Genomic DNA, 18,005 nt, shown 5'->3' with positions numbered 1-18,005 from the left:
GCGGACGTGCAGGCACCGAACTGGTGCAAGTCGCCCTGCTGAGCGCTTTCGATAGCTCGGGCATCCTGCCGCAAACGTTCAGGCACGGCTTCGCTGCTGCCACATCTTAAAAAACCGCGAACACCATTACCCTTAAGGAAACTGAAGAAGACTTCCCGAGCTGGCAAAATAGCCTGACCCCACCCGCCGGTTTCCAAATGAAGCAGATCACCTGCGCCGACGCCGAGTACGCCGGCAAGCGCAAGCAGACCCACAAGGAGTTGTTCCTGATCGGCGGGGATCAGCTGGTGCCGTGGAAGGGTTCGATTGCGTTGATCGAGCCCCATTACCCCCAAGGGTGACCGTCCGGCTTATCCGCTGATGACGAGGCTGCGGGTCATCTGATGCAGAACTGGTTCGGCTGGCTATAGCGACCCGGCCATGGAAGAGGCGCTGTAAGAGGCCACGATCCTTCGCCAGTTTGCAGGGCTGAGTCTGGAGCGCATAGCTGACGAAACGACCGTCCTCGACTTTCGGCACCTGCTGGAGAAACACGAGTTGGCTGCTGGCATGCTGGCGGTGATCAACGGCTATCCAGGTGACCGCGGCCTGTCGTTGCGTCAGGGCACGATTGTCGACGCCACGCTGATTAATCCGCCGAGCTCCGTCAAGAACAAGGACGGCAAGCGCGATCCGGAGATGCACCAGACCAGGAAGGGCAACCAGTATTGCCTCGGCGTCAAGGCGCGCATCGGCGTCGACGATGAGTCGGGCTTGGTATACAGCGTAGTGGTCACGGCGGTCGGCGTGGCGGATGTCACCCAAGTCGACAGATATCTATGATGGCCGCAGCCAATCAAATAACGCCACTTTCAGCCCCCGGACCTGTGCTTCGGTCAGGCCAAGCCCGGCCAGGACGTCTTCAGTGTGCTCGCCCAGCTGGGGGCCGCCGGCGCCAATGCGGCCCGGGGTGCGGCTGAGTTTGGGGAGTACGCCCGGAACCTTGAGCGGTCCGGCAGACGTCTGGACCTGCTCGATCATTTGCCGGGCCAGATAATGTGGGTCTTTTACGATATCCGCGGCGGTGTACGGATAGCCGGCCGGGACGCGCGCCTCCTTCAACACCTCGATGACCTCGTCGCGACTGTGCTGAACGGTCCATGCCCCGATGGCGGCGTCGATCAGCTCGGCATGCTGGGCACGGCCGTCGTTATGCGCGAAACGTGGATCATCGGCGAGGTCCTGGCGGCCCATCAGCCTCATCAGCCGTTTGTAAATGCTGTCGCCATTGCCGGCGATCAGCACATAGGCGCCGTCGCTGCACAGATAGGAGTTGGACGGCGTAATACCGGGCAGTGCGCTGCCGGCCGGCTCGCGGATGTAGCCAAAGGCATCGTATTCGGGCACCAGGCTTTCCATCATGGCGAACACCGATTCGTACAACGCCACATCGATTTCCTGGCCCTTGCCGCTGCGGTTGCGCTCCTGCAAGGCGAGCAGCACACCGATGACGCCATATAGCGAGGAAAGCGAGTCACCAATGCTCACGCCCACCCGTACCGGCGGCTGACCCGGATAGCCCGACAGGTGGCGCAACCCGCCCATGGCTTCGCCGATCACGCCAAAGCCGGGTAAGTCACGGTAGGGGCCGGTCTGACCGTAGCCGGAGATGCGCAGCATGATCAGGCGCGGGTTGAGCGTCGACAGTTCGTCCCAGCCCAGGCCCCAGGCTTCGAGCGTGCCCGGCCGGAAGTTTTCGACCAGCACATCGGCTTCAGCCACCAGTTGGCGAACGATCTGCTGGCCTTCGGCAGCTTTCAAATCAAGCGTGACGGACTGTTTGTTGCGCGACTGAACGTGCCACCAGAGCGAGGTGCCCTCTTTGAGCTTGCGCCACTTGCGTAGTGGATCACCGACACCCGGCGGCTCGATCTTTATCACCTCGGCGCCAAACTCGCCAAGCATCTTGCTGGCGAAGGGGCCGGCGATCAGTTGGCCCATCTCGATGACTTTGATGCCCTGCAACGGCAAGCGGTTTCCATTCTGTTCGTTCATCACAACACCTGTGCCGGGTCGATTCAGGTGTGCGGGATGCACCGAGCACCTGGTCGTGAACAATTATCGAATAGCCAAGGCTGGTTTCGTAGAGCGCGAAGGCAAATGATGGGATGTCTTCCTATGCATGCCGGTTTATCGTAATCGCTTCGTCACTAGCGAATACGAGAGCCAGCCATGCGGCGTGTCGATTTCGTTACCCTGTTCCCTTGCCGGAAGACCTTAGCGCATTCGCTCGTCTGCATCCGGAGGTGAAGATCGACCTGGGAGGAGCGCGTCAGTGTGGATAGGTTGCGTGCGTTGCGTGAAGGCCTTACCGATATCGGCATTTTCGTCGGGCATATACCGGCCGACGACTCCAGGTGTTCAGCTATCGCGGAGACAGCCTGGTGCTGGTCACGCCGCGGGAACATCCACTGGCAACGTTGAAGCGCATCGCCCTACGCCATGCTGCCGGCTTCGACTTCATCGGCTTGCAGCAGGATGCTTCGCTGTATGCGTTGTTACAGCAGTCAACACAGCAAATGGGCACGCCGCTGCGTTTGCGCATTCAAGGGCGTAGCTTCGAGGCCATCTGCCGCATGATTCATACCGGTATGGGGATCGGTGCCCGGCCAGCAGTAGCAGGTGCTGGGCAACCAGGCTTGCTCGTGGTGCCGGGAGTCGACTGGCCCGCGAGTGAGCAGTACCCGCGCGGTGATCAGGCTGCTGCCGGCCGCGACCCGTTAGGGCTGCCGTTCCGGGCATCTCCCGTGTCTGTATCGCCGCGCCCGTGTTTCAAATGGCTGCCCTGCTGAGTGCCTGGCGTCGTTCCGATTGGGCGAATCCGGAGGCGCGCAACAGTTCCTGCGTGTAGGGGTGCTCTGGCCTGCGGAAGATCTGTCCTGCCTCGCCCTGCTCCACGATCTGTCCATCCTTGATGACCATCAGGTCGTGCGCCAGCGCTCGGACCACCGCCAGGTCGTGGCTGATGAACAGATAGGTCAGCCCATGCACGGCCTGTAGGTTGCGCAACAGATCGACGATCTGCTTTTGCACGGTACGGTCGAGCGCCGAAGTGGGTTCGTCGAGCAGGATCACTTCGGGCTGAAGCACCAGCGCGCGGGCAATGGAAATCCGCTGGCGTTGTCCTCCGGAGAATTCATGGGGATAGCGGTGACGCGTCTCCGGATCGACGCCGACCTCCTGCATCACGCGGATGACGGCGGCCTCTCGCTCGATCGGGGTTCCGATGCGGTGAACGTCCAGACCCTCGCGGATGATCTGCTCGACGGTCATTCGTGGGCTGAGGCTGCCGAAGGGATCCTGGAACACCGCTTGCAAATGCCGGCGGTGGGGACGCATGGCCTTTGCGTCGAGCCCGTCGAGCCGGTGGCCGCCGAAGCGGATTTCCCCCTCGGAGTTCACCAGACGCAGCAATGCCTGGCCAAAGGTCGATTTGCCCGACCCGGATTCGCCGACGATGCCCAGGGTGCGTCCGCGCTTGAGTTCGAAGCTGATGCCGTCAACCGCCTTAACGTAGTGTCGTTGACGGCTGAGCAGCGGCCTGGGCAATGGAAACCAGACACGCAGGTCGCGGCTCCGGATCAAGGTTTCATCACTGCACGAAGGCAGCGGGTCGCCGGACGGTTCGGCGTCGAGCAATAGCCGGGTATAGGGGTGTCGCGGCGAGGCGAACAGGCTGCTGCAATCGTTTTCCTCGACCAGGCTGCCGTGGCGCATCACACAGACACGCTGAGCGATCCTGCTGACCAGATTCAGATCGTGGCTAATTAGCAGCAGCGACATCCCCAGGCGCGCCTGCAATTCCTTGAGCAACAGCAGAATGGTCTCCTGCACGGTAACGTCCAGCGCCGTCGTCGGTTCGTCGGCGATCAGCAGCTCCGGCTCGTTGGCCAGCGCCATGGCGATCATCACCCGCTGACGCTGGCCGCCAGAGAGCTGGTGGGGATAGGCCTTCAGCCGCGACATCGGCTCGCGAATGCCTACCAGTTCCAGCAGTTCCAGGGTGCGCGCCCGTGCGACCTTCCCGGTCAGACCCTTGTGCAGTGACAGGATTTCGCCGATCTGCCGCTCGACGGTGTGGAGCGGATTCAGCGACGTCATGGGTTCCTGAAAGATCATCGCGATGCGGTTGCCGCGCAGCTCGCGCAGGCGTTTTTCTGGCGCGCTGAGCAGGTTTTCCCCGGCATAGCGGATCGTTCCGGAGGTCTGGGTGACGCCGGCGGGCAACAGGCGCAGCAGCGAATGGGCGGTGACCGACTTGCCGGAGCCCGACTCGCCGACCAGCGCGAGGCATTCGCCGCGCCGGATGTCAAGGTCGATGCCGTGCACCACTTCCTGGCCGGAGAAGGCAATCCTCAGGTTGCGAATTTCAACGAAACTGTCACGGTTCATGCGGACCTCGGATCAAGGGCGTCGCGCGCGGCCTCGCCGATGAACACCAGCAGGCTGAGGATGATTGCCAGCGCGGCGAAGGCGGTCAGGCCCAGCCAGGCGGCTTGCAGATTGCGTTTGGCCTGGGCGATGAGCTCGCCCAGCGAGGCCGTGCCCGGCGGCATGCCGAAGCCCAGGAAATCCAGCGCCGTCAGGGTTGTGATGGCCCCGGTGACGATGAAGGGGATGAAGGTCATGGTGGAAGTCATCGCATTGGGCAGGATATGCCGCCACATGACCATCCGGTCGGAAAGCCCCAAGGCCCGTGCCGCCTTCACGTATTCCAGGGTTCGCCCGCGGAGGAATTCGGCACGCACTACATCCACCAGCACTATCCAGGAGAACAGCGCCATGATGCCCAGCAGCCACCAGAAGCCGGGTTCGACGAAGCCGGAGAGGATGATCAGCAGATAGAGCACCGGCAAACCCGACCAGATTTCCAGCAAGCGTTGGCCGAACAGATCGATCTTGCCGCCGTAGTAGCCCTGTAGCGCGCCAGCGGTCACGCCGATGATGACGCTGATGAAGGTCAGCGCGAGGGCGAAAAGGATCGATACGCGCGCGCCGTAAAGCAGGCGAGCAAGTACATCGCGAGCCTGCTCATCGGTGCCTAGCCAGTTCTCCGGCGAGGGCGGACTCGGCGAGGGCGCCGTGAGGTCGTAGTTCACCGTGTCGAAGTTGAACGGGATCGGCGGGAACAGCATCCAGCCGCCGTCATCCTCGATGAGATGGCGAACGTACTCGCTGCGGTAGTCCGGCGGAAAGGGAAACTGACCGCCGAACTCGGTCTCCGGATATTGCTTGAAGACCGGGAAATAAAGGTTGCCCTGGTGACTGACGATCAGCGGTTTGTCGTTGGCGATCAGCTCGCCGCATAGGCAGACGTTAAGTAACGCGATGAACAGCCAGAGCGACCACCAGCCGCGGCGGTTGGCTTTGAAGCGCTGCAGTCGGCGGCGATTGATGGGGGAGAGGGCGAGCATCAGACAGTCCTCGCCGAAAAGGCGATACGTGGATCGATGAGGGTGTAGCTGAGATCGCCGAGGATTTTCACCAGCAGCCCGAACAGGGTGAAGATGAACAGCGCCCCGAACACCACGGGATAGTCGCGGTACAGCGCGGCTTCGTAACTCATTCGGCCCAGCCCATCGAGCGAGAAGATCACCTCGATCAACAGCGAGCCGGCGAAGAACACTTCGATCAGCGCCGTAGGCAGGCCGGCTACGACGAGCAGGATCGCGTTGCGAAACACGTGGCGGTAGAGAACCGCCCGCTCGGTGAGCCCCTTGGCTCTGGCGGTGACCACGTACTGGCGGCTGATCTCATTGAGAAAGCTGTTCTTGGTGAGGATGGTCAGCGTAGCGAAGCCGCCGATCACCAGGGCCGTCACCGGCAATACGAGGTGCCATAGGTAGTCGATGAGCTTGCCCGCGAGGGTCAGCTCGTCGAAGTGCTCGGAGGTCAGGCCGACGGCCGGGAACCAGCTGAGATACTGGCCGCCGGCAAAAATCATCAGCAGCAGCATGGCGAACAGGAAGGCAGGCACCGCATGCCCCACGATGACCAAGGTGCTGCTCCAGACATCAAAGGCGCTGCCATGCCGAACGGCCTTGCGGATGCCCAGCGGAATGGACAGCAGATAGGTGATGAGCGTGGCGCAGAGGCCCAGCGAGAGGGATACCGGCAGCTTTTCCAGAATTAGGTCGGTGACCTTAGCGCCGCGGAAGAAGCTGTTGCCGAAATCTAGGGTTGCGTAGTTTTTCAGCATGATCCAAAGCCGTTCCTCCGGCGGCTTGTCGAAGCCGTACTGGCGCTCCAGCTCTTTTATCAGCTCGGGGTCCAGCCCACGGCTGGCGCGGCTGCCCCCAGAGGCGACGGCGCCGGTTTCGCGGGCCGCCTGGCCGACGCCCGCGCCCCCGAAACCCTGCATGCGGGCCATGGCCTGCTCGACTGGGCCGCCCGGCGCCGCTTGCACGATAATGAAATTGATCACGATGATGCATAGCAGCGTCGGCACGACCAGCAGCAACCGTCGCAGTAGATAGCTGATCATGGCGCGGAATCCTTCAGGCGTTTGGTCATCTGCTCGTTGGTAAGTGCCGTGGGGCTCACTTCCCACCAGGTTTCCAGGCCTACGTCATAGCGGGGCTGGGTTTTCGGCCGGCCGAAGCGGTTCCAGTGCACGATGGGCGTTCCGTCGGAGTAGTAGTTTGGAATCATCAGGTAGCTCCATTGCAGCACACGGTCCAGCGCGCGGGCTTGCAAGATCATGTCCTCGCGGCTAGTGGCATCGACCACACCGGCGATCAGCCTGTCCACGGCGGGGTCCTGCAGGGCCATGGCGTTGGAGCTGCCCACGGCGGTGGCGCTGCTTGATCCGTACATGTCGTAGAGGTCGCTGCCGGGCGAAGGGTTGGGGATGCCGCTGCGCGGGAAGCCGCTGACGATCATGTCGTAATCGCGGCCGTTGACCCGGCTGATGTACTGCGAGGTGTCCACGCGGCGCAGATTCAAAGTGATGCCGATCTGTGCCAGGGTGCGCTTGTAGGGTAGCAGCATGCGATCGAACCCTTGACCATCCAGGAAAGTGAATTCCAGAGGTTCTTCGTCCGCGTTGACCAACCTGTCACCTTTCGGCCGCCAGCCAGCGGCCTGCAGCAGCTTCAAGGCCTCGAGCTGCTTGTCGCGGATGAATCCGCTGCCGTCGGTGGTCGGAGCCCGGTAGACCCGGCTGAAGACTTCGTCCGGGATCTGCCCGCGCAGTGGTTCCAGAATCGCCAGTTCTTCCGGCGTCGGCAGTTGCGTGGCGGCCATTTCGCTATTGGGGAAGTAACTGTGCTGGCGCGTGTAGAAACTGCGCATCATCTGCCGGTTAGTCCATTCGAAGTCCCAGAGCAAGGTCAGTGCCTGGCGCACACGGCGGTCCTGGAATATCGGATTGAGCAAGTTGAAGGCGAAGCCTTGGGGAGCGGTGGGTTTGCCCTTGGCCAGAATGACCTTTTGCAGTCGTCCGTCGCGCAACGCCGGGCTGTCGTAGCGGATGGCGAATCCAGTCGCGGAATATTCGCGGTTGTAATCGTAGGCACCGGCGATCAGCAATTGTCGGGCGACGTCGGTGTCGGCGTAAAAATTCACCCTGAGCTCATCGAAGTTATAGAGGCCGCGGTTGACCGGCAGGTCTTTGGCCCACCAGTCTTTGACGCGCTGGAAGGTGACGCTGCGCCCGGGTTCGACCTTGCTGACCCGGTAGGGGCCACTGCCCAGCGGCGGCTCGTAACCGCTGCCGTTGGCGAAGTCGCGGTCCTTCCACCAGTGTTCGGGCAGTATCCGCATGCTCGCCAGGTCCAGCGGTAATGTGCGATTGGCGCCTTCCTTGAAATCGAAGCGGATTGTGAGCGGGCCTTCGATGACCGCCCGATCGACGTATCCGTAGAACAGGCGATAGCTCAGCGAGCCCTTGCTCATCAGCGTCTCGAAGGTGAACTTGACGTCCGCCGCGGTGATCGGCTGACCGTCATGGAAGCGTGCCTTGGGGTTGATGAAGAAGCGTACCCAGCCGTTGTCCGGATCGCGCTCCATCGTTTCCGCCACCAGTGCGTAAATGCTGTAGGGCTCGTCCAGCGAACGGTAGGCCAGCGGCTCGAAGACCCAGGTATCGAGCTGCGAGACCCCTGTGGCCTTGTCGACATAGGGCAGCAGGTATGTGAACAGGTCGGTTTCCTGCGATGAGCGATGCAGGCTGCCGCCTTTCGGGGCGTCCGGGTTCACATAGTCGAAGTGCTGGAAGTCCGCCGCGTACTTTGGCGGCTCGCCATAGACCGTCATGGAGACCGCGGGCTCTGCGAGGGCCAGGTCGGTGATGCCGGCCAGCAAGATGAGCACCAGCGGGCATAGCAGGCGGCGCCCGGGAAAGCAGTCGTGGAGCAAGCATGAAACGTTCAAGGGCATCTTCTCGTCAGGCGATCGGTGGCGTAGTCCGGAGTCATGCCTTGTGTCAGTCAAAGCCGGCCCCGCATCCAGGCGGAGGCCGGTTCACTCAGAAGCGATAGGTCATGCGGGTGTAGAGCGTCCTTCCCAGCGGGTCGGTATAGCGAGGGTCGTAACCGCTCTGGAAGGTCACCGCCTGGTTGGTGAACGGCGGGTCGCGATCGAACAGGTTTTTAATGCCGAGATCCAGGTCGAGCATGTCGCGCCAGTTATAGCCCGTCGAGAGGTCCCATAGCATGTATGACGAAACGTCCGGGTTTCCCTCGGTATCGTAATCGTTATAGCCGGACATGTAGCGGTTGGTCACCGCGGCGCGGTACGGCCCGTAGTTCCAGGTGCCGACGAGGTTATGCTTCCATCGGAAGATGACGCCATTGCCCTGGAAATCGCCGACGTTGTCGATGTACGGGCCGTCGGCTTCCTGTTGGTAGTCGTAGCGGGTCACGTAGGTGCCCTGCATGGACAGTCCGAACTGGCCATAGGCACTGGTCGGGAACAGGTAGTCGAAGGAGAGATCGACGCCGCTGGTCTTCACGTTGCCCTGGTTCGACAGGCCGGTGACGATGTGATCGATAGAGCCATTGGGTCCCCGCACGATGCGGTCGGAGTAGAGGTCCTGGTTCTGGAAGATCGTGGTTTCCGGGAACTCGGCGATTTGCCCGGAAATGTCAATCCACCACAGGTCGACGGCCACCGACAGGTTTCTAAGCGGCTGATAGACGAAGCCAAAGGTCGTGTTGCGCGCTGTCTCGGGTTCCAGTTCGGTGTTGCCGCCGGTTTCATTGAGCACCTGCTGGTCGCAGTCACGGTTGGCCACGCCGCCGTTGCTCGGCGTGCCGCCCGGGCAGAGGACCGGATCGTTGTAGCTGCCGGCGCTGTAGGTGATGTAGGTGGGATCGTGGAGTTCATACAGGGAGGGTGCCCGGAAACCTTCGCTGTAAGCGCCACGAATCACCAATGCTCGCAGTGGTTGGTAGCGGAACGAGTATTTAGGATTGGTGGTACTGCCGACATCGCTGTATTTGTCGTGGCGAATCGCGGCGGTCAGTTCCAGGCTGTCGAACACCGGCACGTTCAGCTCGGCGTACTGGCCCTCCACGTCGCGGTCGCCGCTGACGGTCGGGTCGCCGGAGACACCGAGACTGCCCACCAGCGAGGTAATGTCAGTGTCATAGGCGGCGTGGAAATCCTCCTTCCTGAACTCGCCGCCAACGGCTATTGCTGCCGGGCCGGCACCGAACCAGTCGCCGATTTCGCGGCCCACGCGGCCATCGACGGTCTTTACCCGGCCCACCGCCGTCATGTAGTCGCCGCTCACGCCGATGCTGTTGATCAGGTCGAGCCCTTCCTGGGTCTGCGGGCCGAACGGGTTGATGATGCCGTTTTCGATGCCTTGCTCGACCGCTATGTCGTTGAGGTAACCACCGCGCAGCGAGCTGATTACCTTGTTCTCGTTATACGAGACACCGACGTTGTAATCCCAGACGCCGGCCAGGTTGCCGTCGAACACCACTTGCAGGCGTTGCCCTGTGTTCTGGTCCTTCTGCAAACGACCGCCCGCTTCCGTCTCGCGCCAGCCGACGGTGACCGGTTCGGTAGTGATCAGGTCGAAGCTGGTGGGTAGTGGTGTCGAGCCGTTGCCGGGATAGAAAGGCGTATCGGGCCCTACGTTCACGCCGGTCAACAGCGAAGGTGCGATCGTCGTAGTGTTGTTGTTGCGTGCCCAGAAATAGTCGAGGCTCACGTCGTGATCCTCGGCCAGTTGGTAGGTGGCCATGGAAAAGACCGAGGTCTTTTCGGTTTCCGGTATCAGGTCGATGTATTCGCGCGTGGTGAACCGGCACAGGCCATTGCTGGCGACGAGGTTCGGGCCGTTGCAGCCCGTGTTTGCCAAGGGGTTGGTGGCATTCGGGCCCTGCGTGTAATTGCCCGGATAGGCTGTGCCCGAAGTGCCGTTCAGACCACGGCCCGGCGCATATTCTTCTGCGAAGTCGCGGTCGATCGAGGTGAGGTTGGCTTGCTTGTCATAGTTCACGACGCCGAAGACGTTGAAGCGATCTTGTTGGAGATCACCGAAACCCCAGCTGCCGCTGTAGTTGCGATTTTCACCGCCGCCCGATTCGGTGGGGTAGTTGTAGCCGAAGCTGAGCTGGCCATCGGTCACGCTTTTCTTGGTGATGAAGTTGATGACCCCGCCGATGGCATCGGTGCCGTACAGCGCGGAAGCGCCGTCGCGTAGGATTTCCACCCGGTCGATCGCGGCAAAGGGAATGGTGTTGAGGTCTACCGCGGAGCCGTCGATTGCATTGTTCGCCAGGCGCCGTCCGTTGAGCAGCACCAGCGTCTTGTTGGCGCCGATGCCGCGCATGTCGGCGAAGGAGGCACCGCCGGTACCTGAACCCACCGATTGTGCTGCGGTCGTGGTCGTCTGACTGCCGACGATCCGGCTAACCAGCTCCTGGGTGGTGGTGACACCCTGCTCCCTCAACTGCTCGGTGCGCAGAATCGTGACCGGAACGGCGGTTTCGGCATCGGCTCGGCGGATGGCCGAGCCGGTCACCTCGATGCGTTCCAGCTCGGTCACAGACGGTACGACGGCAGCGGCCTGCGGTTGTTCGATATCCTCGCTGACCTCCTGGGCACCGACCTGCGGCGCGCCAGCGAAGGCCAGCAGCCAGAAAGGCACGAACCGGTAACGGGTGATCGCTGTCTCCAGGGATTTGCGAGCAAAACTATTACAGTGCTTTGTCATCTTCTCATTCCCCCATCTCATGCGTTGGGCGTGGCTTTTGAGTTGCAATTTGCTCCGGTCTGGTTTTGCCTTCCCGGGCCTTTCACCTGGCAACACTTCACCTCCACCGGGGGTTTCAGGCCTCGGCGGTACGGTTGTCGTCAGGAATTCAGCGGGAAGTCATGACCGCTATGCGGGTGATTCCCGATCGTTCGATGGAGGCCATGGCTTTCGCAACCTGGCCGTAATTGACATTCTCGTCGGCCCGCAACTGCACCTTGACTTCAGGGTCGCCCGCCTTGACCTGCTGCAGATTCACTTCCAGCTGGTCGGGTTCGATCTCTGTTTCATCGAGATAGAGCCTGCCGTCGGCATCGACGCTGACCACCAGCGGATCTTTCATTTCCGCGGGCGCCACCGCGTCCGTCTTGGGGAGGTTGACCTTGATTGCATTGGTCATCAATGGAGTGGTCACGATGAACACCACGAGAAGTACGAGCATCACGTCAACCAGTGGGGTGACGTTCATTTCGCTGAGAACTTCGTCGCTGTCTTGAGTCGAAAAGGACATGTCAGCTCGCCTCGCGCATGGCGTTGTTCGCTTGGGCAATTGGCTTGCGGCTCAGCAGGAAATCGCTGCGCTGCGCCAGGCTGTCGAAGTCATGGGCGAAGTCGTCCATGCGCGCGACGGCCAGCTTCAAGCGGCGTAGGAAATAGTTGTAGATCAGCACCGCGGGGACCGCGACGGCGATACCGACACCGGTGGCGACCAATGCATGGCCGATGGGGCCTGCGACGGTGTCGAGGCCTGCATTGCCAGTCACGCCGATCATCGTGAGCGCATCCATGATGCCCCACACGGTGCCGAACAGGCCGATGAACGGAGAGGTGCTGCCAATACTGGCAAGCACCGCCAGGCCGGCTTCGAGCGCGCGCCGCTCCTTCTGTATTTGCTGGCGCAGGTTGCGCTCGAGACGGTTGCCACGGTCGATGCTTTGCGCCAGCTGCATGGTATTGCGGGGGTTTTCTTCCGGTGCCATGGCCAGGAACCCGGTGTTGGCGATGCGCGCCAGCGGGCCGGGGTACTGGGTCGCGTGCTCGGCGGCGGTCAGTAGGTCCGGAGCGCCCCAGAATGCCTCGCGAAAATGCTTGTCCTGGCGCCCGGCTTTCATGGACTGGGCCAGTTTCACCAAACAGATGGCCCAGGTCACTACGGAAAAGAGCACCAGACCCCAGAGGACGCCTGGGACAATCAACGAATTAACGGTTTCGTTCATGATGTATCCCTCTCGTTAAGTTAAGCAAATGAGGTTGCCCGCCTTATTGCGGCAACTTGAAATCAATCGTCTGGGTGGCGAAGCCTTCGATGGCAACATCGCCGCGCTTGGCCGGGACGAATTTCCACCCCTTGACCGTTGCCACAGCAGCCTCGTCGAGCTGCTTGCGGCCGCTGGATTTGGTCACCTCAACGCTGCCCGCGCGGCCGTTGGGCAGTACCCGGATGCGCAGCGTTACGCTTCCCTCCCAACCCCTGCGCAGCGCCAGTGATGGGTATTCCGGCGGCGGGTTGCCCAGGCTCGCCAGCCCCGAGACCGCCGGCGTTTCCCTGGGCGGTGCCGGTGGTGCCGGTGGTGCCGGTTGCGGAGCAGGCGCGGGCTGTGGCTTGGGCTGCGTTTTTGGCTCCGGCTTGGGCGCAGGTTTGGATACCAGCTTGGGAACCGCCGGCTTCGGTTTCGGTTTCGGCGGCTCAGGCTTCGGAGGCGGTTTGACCGCCTCCTCCTGTACGGGAGGTTCGGGTTCCGGCTCGGGCTCGGGTTCCGGCTCGGGCTCCGGTGGCGGCGGCTCGGGAAGCGGAGGTGGCGGCTCGGGAAGCGCAGGTGGCTCCGGTGCGGATGGGTCGGGCGCTGGCGGCGTGGGACTGCTCAGCTCGATGACCATCTCGGGCACTTTCGGCGGCTGTACCTCGATCGGTTGGTCCGATAGCAGAAACCAGGCGACACCAGCGTGCAGGATTAGCGAGACACCAACCAGCAGACATATGTTGCGTTTGTTGAGAATGGCCGGTGACGATTCATTGAGCCGGAATTTGGAATGAGTAGGCGTCGACAGTATCTCTCCCTTGATGTTGAAACTGTTGAATACTGCATTACGCATTGAGGGCTCTCCCCTTTTTTGGAAAAGGAATGCCGTTTGGCTCACGGGCCGATCTGGTTGAGTCGCCGATCGCGGCGGCTAATCGATACTGGTTACAGGTGGAATCCCAATAGACCATATAAGCTGAACTCAGAATGCAGTTTGAAATCGATATGTCAGATGTTATGGCATTAATATTTGCAAAACACGACGTTTCGAACTAAGCAATCCTTATGCCATTTTCTTACGTGATATTTATAGGTACGTTTACCAACAAAATCAGCTTGTTACATTCTCGGTTCGGTCATTGCAGGATCCTTGATTCCGTTTAAAGATTAATTGGTAAAGCACCTTTGCGCAAAAATTGATCATGGTGTCATGTCGGTGAGCGATAATGGTGCTTTATGCGATTAACGGATCTTTTTAATTATGTATGTTAACCAGCTCGCTCCGCTGCTAGTTACTCTTTTGGGGTAATGGCGATCACTTTTTACATAACTTTGGCGCAAGCTCTCGCTGACTGAGAAGGGGGAGATGCACCCCGTCCGCTTCGATTGCCCAGGGTTAGTACATGCTAATTGGAGATCATGTTTGTTCGGCAACGTCAGAGCGTCAGGACGAACCGGTCTGTCAGCGCTCCGGGCAGTAGCATCGACTCGGTGCTACGTCGCCCGTAGGTCGAATTGCTGGGAAGGAGCTCGCGCGCCTCGGTCAGCCCCAGTAGGTGCTGGCCGAGAAAGTGATAGAGGCTGTCATCAAAGCGCATGGTGTCGACGGGCGCCACGATTCGCCCCTGTTCGACCCAGAAGGTGGCATAGCGAGTCATGCCCGTGAGCCGGGCGGAGGAGAGGTCGGAGTGATTCACGTACCACAGGTTGCCGATGTACAGGCCGGTGTCGAGCTCGGTCAACACCTGTCCGGTCTTGACGGTGCCGGCATCCATGGAAAGCGAACGGGGAACTTCTCGCGGCTCGCTACCGTTTTCAATGAGGCCGTATTCGCGGGCACTGCGTGCGCTGACCAGCTCGCCGACGAGCTTGCCGTGCTCGATCAGGCGGAGATCGTCGCGAATTCGCCCGTCGCAAGTGAATGCCGGCGACAACGAACCGCTGACCTGTTCGCTCAACCCCATCCGAGGGCTCAACGATCGCTGCCCGACGAACAGTTGTTGCAGTGGACTGCTCGCAGTTCGCAAGGCGTTAGCGGAAAACGCGCTCCTGCTGATCAACCCCAGGAGTTCGCCCAGGGCGGCAGGTGCCAGGTAGGCACGATAGGCACCCGGTTGCAGTACGCGCACCGGCTTGCCCAGCATTTGCAGATGGCGATCGGCCTGCTGCATGCGCGTCTCGAATGCGGCGGGGTCCCAGGTGGGGCCTGTTACCTCGGCCCGCACGGCTCGTCCGGCGGTATCGAACAGGCTCCATTCAAACGTCGACTGGCTGACCGCATGCCAGCCGAAGGCATCGGCAGAGTCGGCATACCCGTAATAGATCGGTCCGCTGGCATAAAACCCGACCAGATCGCGTCCCGCCACGACCGCGGCGATCTGATCGATAGCCTGTCCGGGCTCCAGCAGCGGTTGGAGGCTGGAGGACTCGTTGGTCCAGCCATGGCTGTTGAGCTGCAGGTAAGGGTCTGGCTGCAGTCCACCGATGATGCTTCGCAATCGGGTAACGGCGGTCGTTATCTTGGGTTTGTCCTGGAGCAAGTCGCCCTGGAGCGTCAATCGTACATTTGCGTGCCGACCGTCGTTGGCCAACGAAAGGGTGGCCTCGATCTGGCCGACCTGACCCGCCTGCCGGACCCGGCCGTGATTGAATCGCACGAAATCCGATGCCTCGGCAACGTACCAGAGGCTGAAGTGTTCGCTGCTCGAAAGCAGGTGCCGCAAGGTTTCGCGAATGCCCTGGAAGTGCTCCCGTGCCAGCGTGGTGTTCGATAGCGCGATCATTGGGCGCCTCCAAAGATGTCGATGTCGGCGAATACACAGGCGGGCGAGGCGTGCCCTACCCGGACGGCCTGGTTCGGCTCTCCTTTGCCACAGTTTGCGGTACCCAGCACCTGGCGTGTGGAGCGATTGCCGACGGCAACCAGATTGCGCCAGAACTGCGAAGAGATACCCCGATAGTTCGGGTTCTTGACCACCCCACGCAGTTCGCCGTTCTCGATCAGCTGGCCCCATTCACAACCGAACTGGAATTTGTTGCGCGCATCGTCGATCGACCATGATCGATTCGCTGCCATGAGGATTCCGTCCTGGATCCCCGCGATCAGCTGCTCCAGGCCTTGGTCGCCGGGTTCAACGTTGAGGTTGGCCATCCGGTCGATGGCGGGCCGGTTCCAGCTGCAGGCACGGCTGTTGGCTACGCCTTCGACGCCGCTGCGGCGGGTGGAAAGTGAGCTGCCGAGCGGGCGCTTGAGAATGCCGCCTTCGATCAGCAACGCTGTTTCGGCCGGCGTCCCTTCATCATCGTGCGAGTAGCTCGCCAATTCTTCCGGAACACGCGGATCGAAGCTGACGTTCAGCAGGGGCGAGCCATAGCGGTAGTGACCGAAATCCTCCAGTTTCACGAAGCTGGTGCCGGCATAGTTGCGCTCGTCGCCGAGAATGCGGTCCATTTCCAGCGGATGACCAATGGATTCGTGAATCTGCAGGATCATCTGGTCGGGCATCAGCAACAGGTGGCGCCGGCCACTCGGTGCGTTCGGTGCCATCAGCAGTTGCAATGCCTCGTCCGCCAGCCGTGGACCGGAGCCGAAAAATCCGCTGTTGCCCAGCACACTGATGCCGCCCTGCTGGCCGAAATGTCCGCCGCTGAGGCTGCGAATTTGGCTGTCGTGCCCGTCGTATGCGGTAATCCGCATGTCCGGGTAGACGAAGCGCTGAGCAAATCTTAGCTGCGAACCGACACTGTCGAAAAACAGCTGCTCGCGATTTTCCCAGCTCAGACAAGCTTCTCGATTGACGATCCTTGCGTCCGACGGTACCGCGTTGCACTCCTCGAGCAGCATTTCCAGGCACTGGTTGACCGGTGGAAAAGCCTCGTCGTGGGCAAGTGATATGTAGTCGGCCTGCTCGCCGTCACGGCTCCGTATTTGGGCAGGGAAAGACAGGGCATGGGTTGCGGCGGCGTTGGCGAGCCGTTCAGCTTGCGCCAATGTTCGTTGAAGGCCTTCCGAACTGAGGTCGGAAGTGGCCGCGTAGGCTTCGAAACCGCCGACCTGCGCGGTGAGCATGACGCCTTCGTCGAAGACGGTCTGCAAGGGGAGGGGTGTTGACTTGGTGACGCCGAGATTGACGGTCTGGCTTTTGACGTGACGCAGCGACCAGAAATCCGCTTCGCTGCGAAGGGCGCTGACGCGCGCCTTCAGAGATTCGAACGCATCGAACATTTTTGCTCCTCAAACGTGGGCAACGCTTTTGGCGCTGCGTATCTTCGCCCGGGCACTGCCGTTGATAGACGGCTTAGGCTCGGTGAGGTGTAGCTGAAGTCCGATGTGTATGAGATATCTGTGCCAGAAATCAGGTGCGGCCAAAAAATATTTCCGAGGCATGATTGGTGGTCTTCATGTGACGTAGCACAGGCAGTTCGGACCGCCCGGCTGACGAGGCTTGCAGCAGGGATGGGCAGAGTGCGGACGGACGTCGACTTCAGTTAGTAACCTTGAGCCCTGCTTGCAGAGCTGCCATGGGCACCTGGCGATCCTTGAACGAGCGTGACCGATATTCGAGCGCCGCACTGCTTTGGTCGCTATGCATGCACTCCAAACGGGCATTATAGACGGGTCGCCTCGTTGCCGGCGCGAGAGGTCAGGGCTGTGTTGCGGGTCGGTTCGGGCCGGCCTGGTGTCGATCCACTTCTGCTTCGGATAGCGACGGTCGGCCTTGTCGGCCTTGAGGATGGTACCCGGCACGTCGTGGCCGATCAGCGCCGGCAGGCGGGCCGCTCAGGCGAGCAGGCGATCCAGGTCGACCCCCGTGTCGCGCCCCATGTGCTGGAACATATGCACCAGGTCCTCGATGCAGATGTTGCCGCTGGCACCCGATGCGTAGGGGCAGCCGCCGAGGCCGCCGAGCGAGGCGTCGAAGCGGTCGATGCCGGCGTTCAACGCGGCCAGCGCGTTGGCCAGGCCCATGCCGCGGGTATCGTGGAAATGCGCGGGTGAACACGGCCTGCCGATGGCGCTCGAGCACCTCGCGACAGGGGCGCCCGACCTGTGCCGGGTCCGCCATGCCGGTGGTGTCGCAGAGGGCCACGCCCTGCAGGCCGAGGTCGAGCAGGCGCTGAACCAGTTCGGCACGCGTGCCACCGGCACCTCGCCTTCGAAGGGGCAGCCGAAGGTGGTCGACAGCGAGGCGTTGATGAACAGGTCGCTGCCGCGGGCGTCATGCGCAGGTTCGCAGGCCGTGGGTGGCGCTGGCCGACATCACCAGGTTGATCTCGTCGACGCCGCAGGCCAGCGCCCGCTCGCAGCCCTTCACGTTCGGCACCAGCACGGTGTACGCCACGCCGGGGATGCGGCGGATGCCGCCCATCCCCTCTTCGGCATCGCGCAGATTGGGGATGGCCTCGGGCGCGGTGAAGGGGTGCCGATCTGATCAAAGCGGCCGAGGCGGCGAACCAGGCGGAGTAAGTCCACGCCGGCCCTGCCCAGGCGCAACCGATTGTGCCCATGCTTCGCG

Annotated in this window: 11 protein-coding genes and 3 pseudogenes; 2 read left to right on the top strand and 12 right to left on the bottom strand. The window is 61.5% G+C overall.

Annotated elements, in window-relative coordinates; genetic code table 11:
* Window positions 1–197: 197 nt before the first annotated feature.
* A pseudogene (locus NA637_RS05925) lies at window positions 198–819 on the top strand (IS5 family transposase); the annotation flags it as partial.
* On the opposite strand, the gene NA637_RS05920 reads toward NA637_RS05925, so the two are convergent.
* A complete protein-coding gene (locus NA637_RS05920) occupies window positions 817–2,034 on the bottom strand; it encodes a CaiB/BaiF CoA transferase family protein (RefSeq protein WP_256071404.1) in 1,218 nt (405 codons plus the stop codon). The pseudogene NA637_RS05925 and the gene NA637_RS05920 sit on opposite strands and share 3 nt — an antisense overlap.
* Before the next feature lie 209 nt (window positions 2,035–2,243).
* Between NA637_RS05920 and NA637_RS05915 the strand changes: the two are divergent.
* Window positions 2,244–2,831 (top strand): annotated as a pseudogene (locus NA637_RS05915) (LysR substrate-binding domain-containing protein); the annotation flags it as partial.
* On the opposite strand, the gene NA637_RS05910 reads toward NA637_RS05915, so the two are convergent.
* The 11 genes and pseudogenes from NA637_RS05910 to NA637_RS05860 all read right to left on the bottom strand — a co-directional run.
* Window positions 2,812–4,431 carry an ABC transporter ATP-binding protein gene (locus NA637_RS05910; RefSeq protein ID WP_256071403.1) on the bottom strand — a complete coding sequence of 540 codons (1,620 nt, stop codon included), beginning with the start codon at window positions 4,429–4,431 and terminating at the stop codon, window positions 2,812–2,814. The pseudogene NA637_RS05915 and the gene NA637_RS05910 overlap by 20 nt on opposite strands.
* Window positions 4,428–5,453: an ABC transporter permease gene (locus NA637_RS05905; RefSeq protein ID WP_256071402.1), complete on the bottom strand. Its 1,026-nt coding sequence runs from the start codon at window positions 5,451–5,453 to the stop codon at window positions 4,428–4,430. Before NA637_RS05905 ends, NA637_RS05910 begins: the two co-directional genes overlap by 4 nt.
* The gene (locus NA637_RS05900) at window positions 5,453–6,523 is read right to left on the bottom strand and encodes a microcin C ABC transporter permease YejB (RefSeq protein ID WP_256071401.1); all 1,071 of its coding nucleotides are present in this window, start codon (window positions 6,521–6,523) and stop codon (window positions 5,453–5,455) included. The genes NA637_RS05905 and NA637_RS05900 overlap by 1 nt, the downstream gene beginning before the upstream one ends.
* Window positions 6,520–8,418, bottom strand: a complete 1,899-nt coding sequence (locus NA637_RS05895) for an extracellular solute-binding protein (protein WP_256071400.1) — start codon at window positions 8,416–8,418, stop codon at window positions 6,520–6,522. Before NA637_RS05895 ends, NA637_RS05900 begins: the two co-directional genes overlap by 4 nt.
* Before the next feature lie 88 nt (window positions 8,419–8,506).
* Complete coding sequence (locus NA637_RS05890; RefSeq protein ID WP_256071399.1) at window positions 8,507–11,209, bottom strand: TonB-dependent receptor; 2,703 nt, start codon at window positions 11,207–11,209, stop codon at window positions 8,507–8,509.
* Window positions 11,210–11,357: 148 nt separating this feature from the next.
* Entirely contained in the window at window positions 11,358–11,759 is a 402-nt protein-coding gene (locus NA637_RS05885) for an ExbD/TolR family protein (RefSeq protein WP_256071398.1), read from the bottom strand.
* 1 nt (window position 11,760) lies between these two features.
* Window positions 11,761–12,465 (bottom strand): MotA/TolQ/ExbB proton channel family protein, encoded by a 705-nt coding sequence (locus NA637_RS05880; RefSeq protein ID WP_256071397.1) that lies wholly within the window; start codon window positions 12,463–12,465, stop codon window positions 11,761–11,763.
* 43 nt (window positions 12,466–12,508) lie between these two features.
* Window positions 12,509–13,342 carry an energy transducer TonB gene (locus NA637_RS05875; protein WP_256071396.1) on the bottom strand — a complete coding sequence of 278 codons (834 nt, stop codon included), beginning with the start codon at window positions 13,340–13,342 and terminating at the stop codon, window positions 12,509–12,511.
* A gap of 583 nt (window positions 13,343–13,925) precedes the next feature.
* Window positions 13,926–15,272, bottom strand: a complete 1,347-nt coding sequence (locus NA637_RS05870) for a metallopeptidase TldD-related protein (protein ID WP_256071395.1) — start codon at window positions 15,270–15,272, stop codon at window positions 13,926–13,928.
* Entirely contained in the window at window positions 15,269–16,714 is a 1,446-nt protein-coding gene (locus NA637_RS05865; protein WP_256071394.1) for a TldD/PmbA family protein, read from the bottom strand. Before NA637_RS05865 ends, NA637_RS05870 begins: the two co-directional genes overlap by 4 nt.
* Window positions 16,715–17,170: 456 nt before the next feature.
* Window positions 17,171–17,906 (bottom strand): annotated as a pseudogene (locus NA637_RS05860) (hydroxymethylglutaryl-CoA lyase); the annotation flags it as partial.
* Window positions 17,907–18,005: the final 99 nt, after the last annotated feature.

This window comes from Stutzerimonas stutzeri, assembly GCF_024448935.1.
Taxonomy (GTDB): Bacteria; Pseudomonadota; Gammaproteobacteria; order Pseudomonadales; family Pseudomonadaceae; genus Stutzerimonas; species Stutzerimonas stutzeri_AO.
This window is presented reverse-complemented; position numbering and strand designations above follow the sequence as displayed.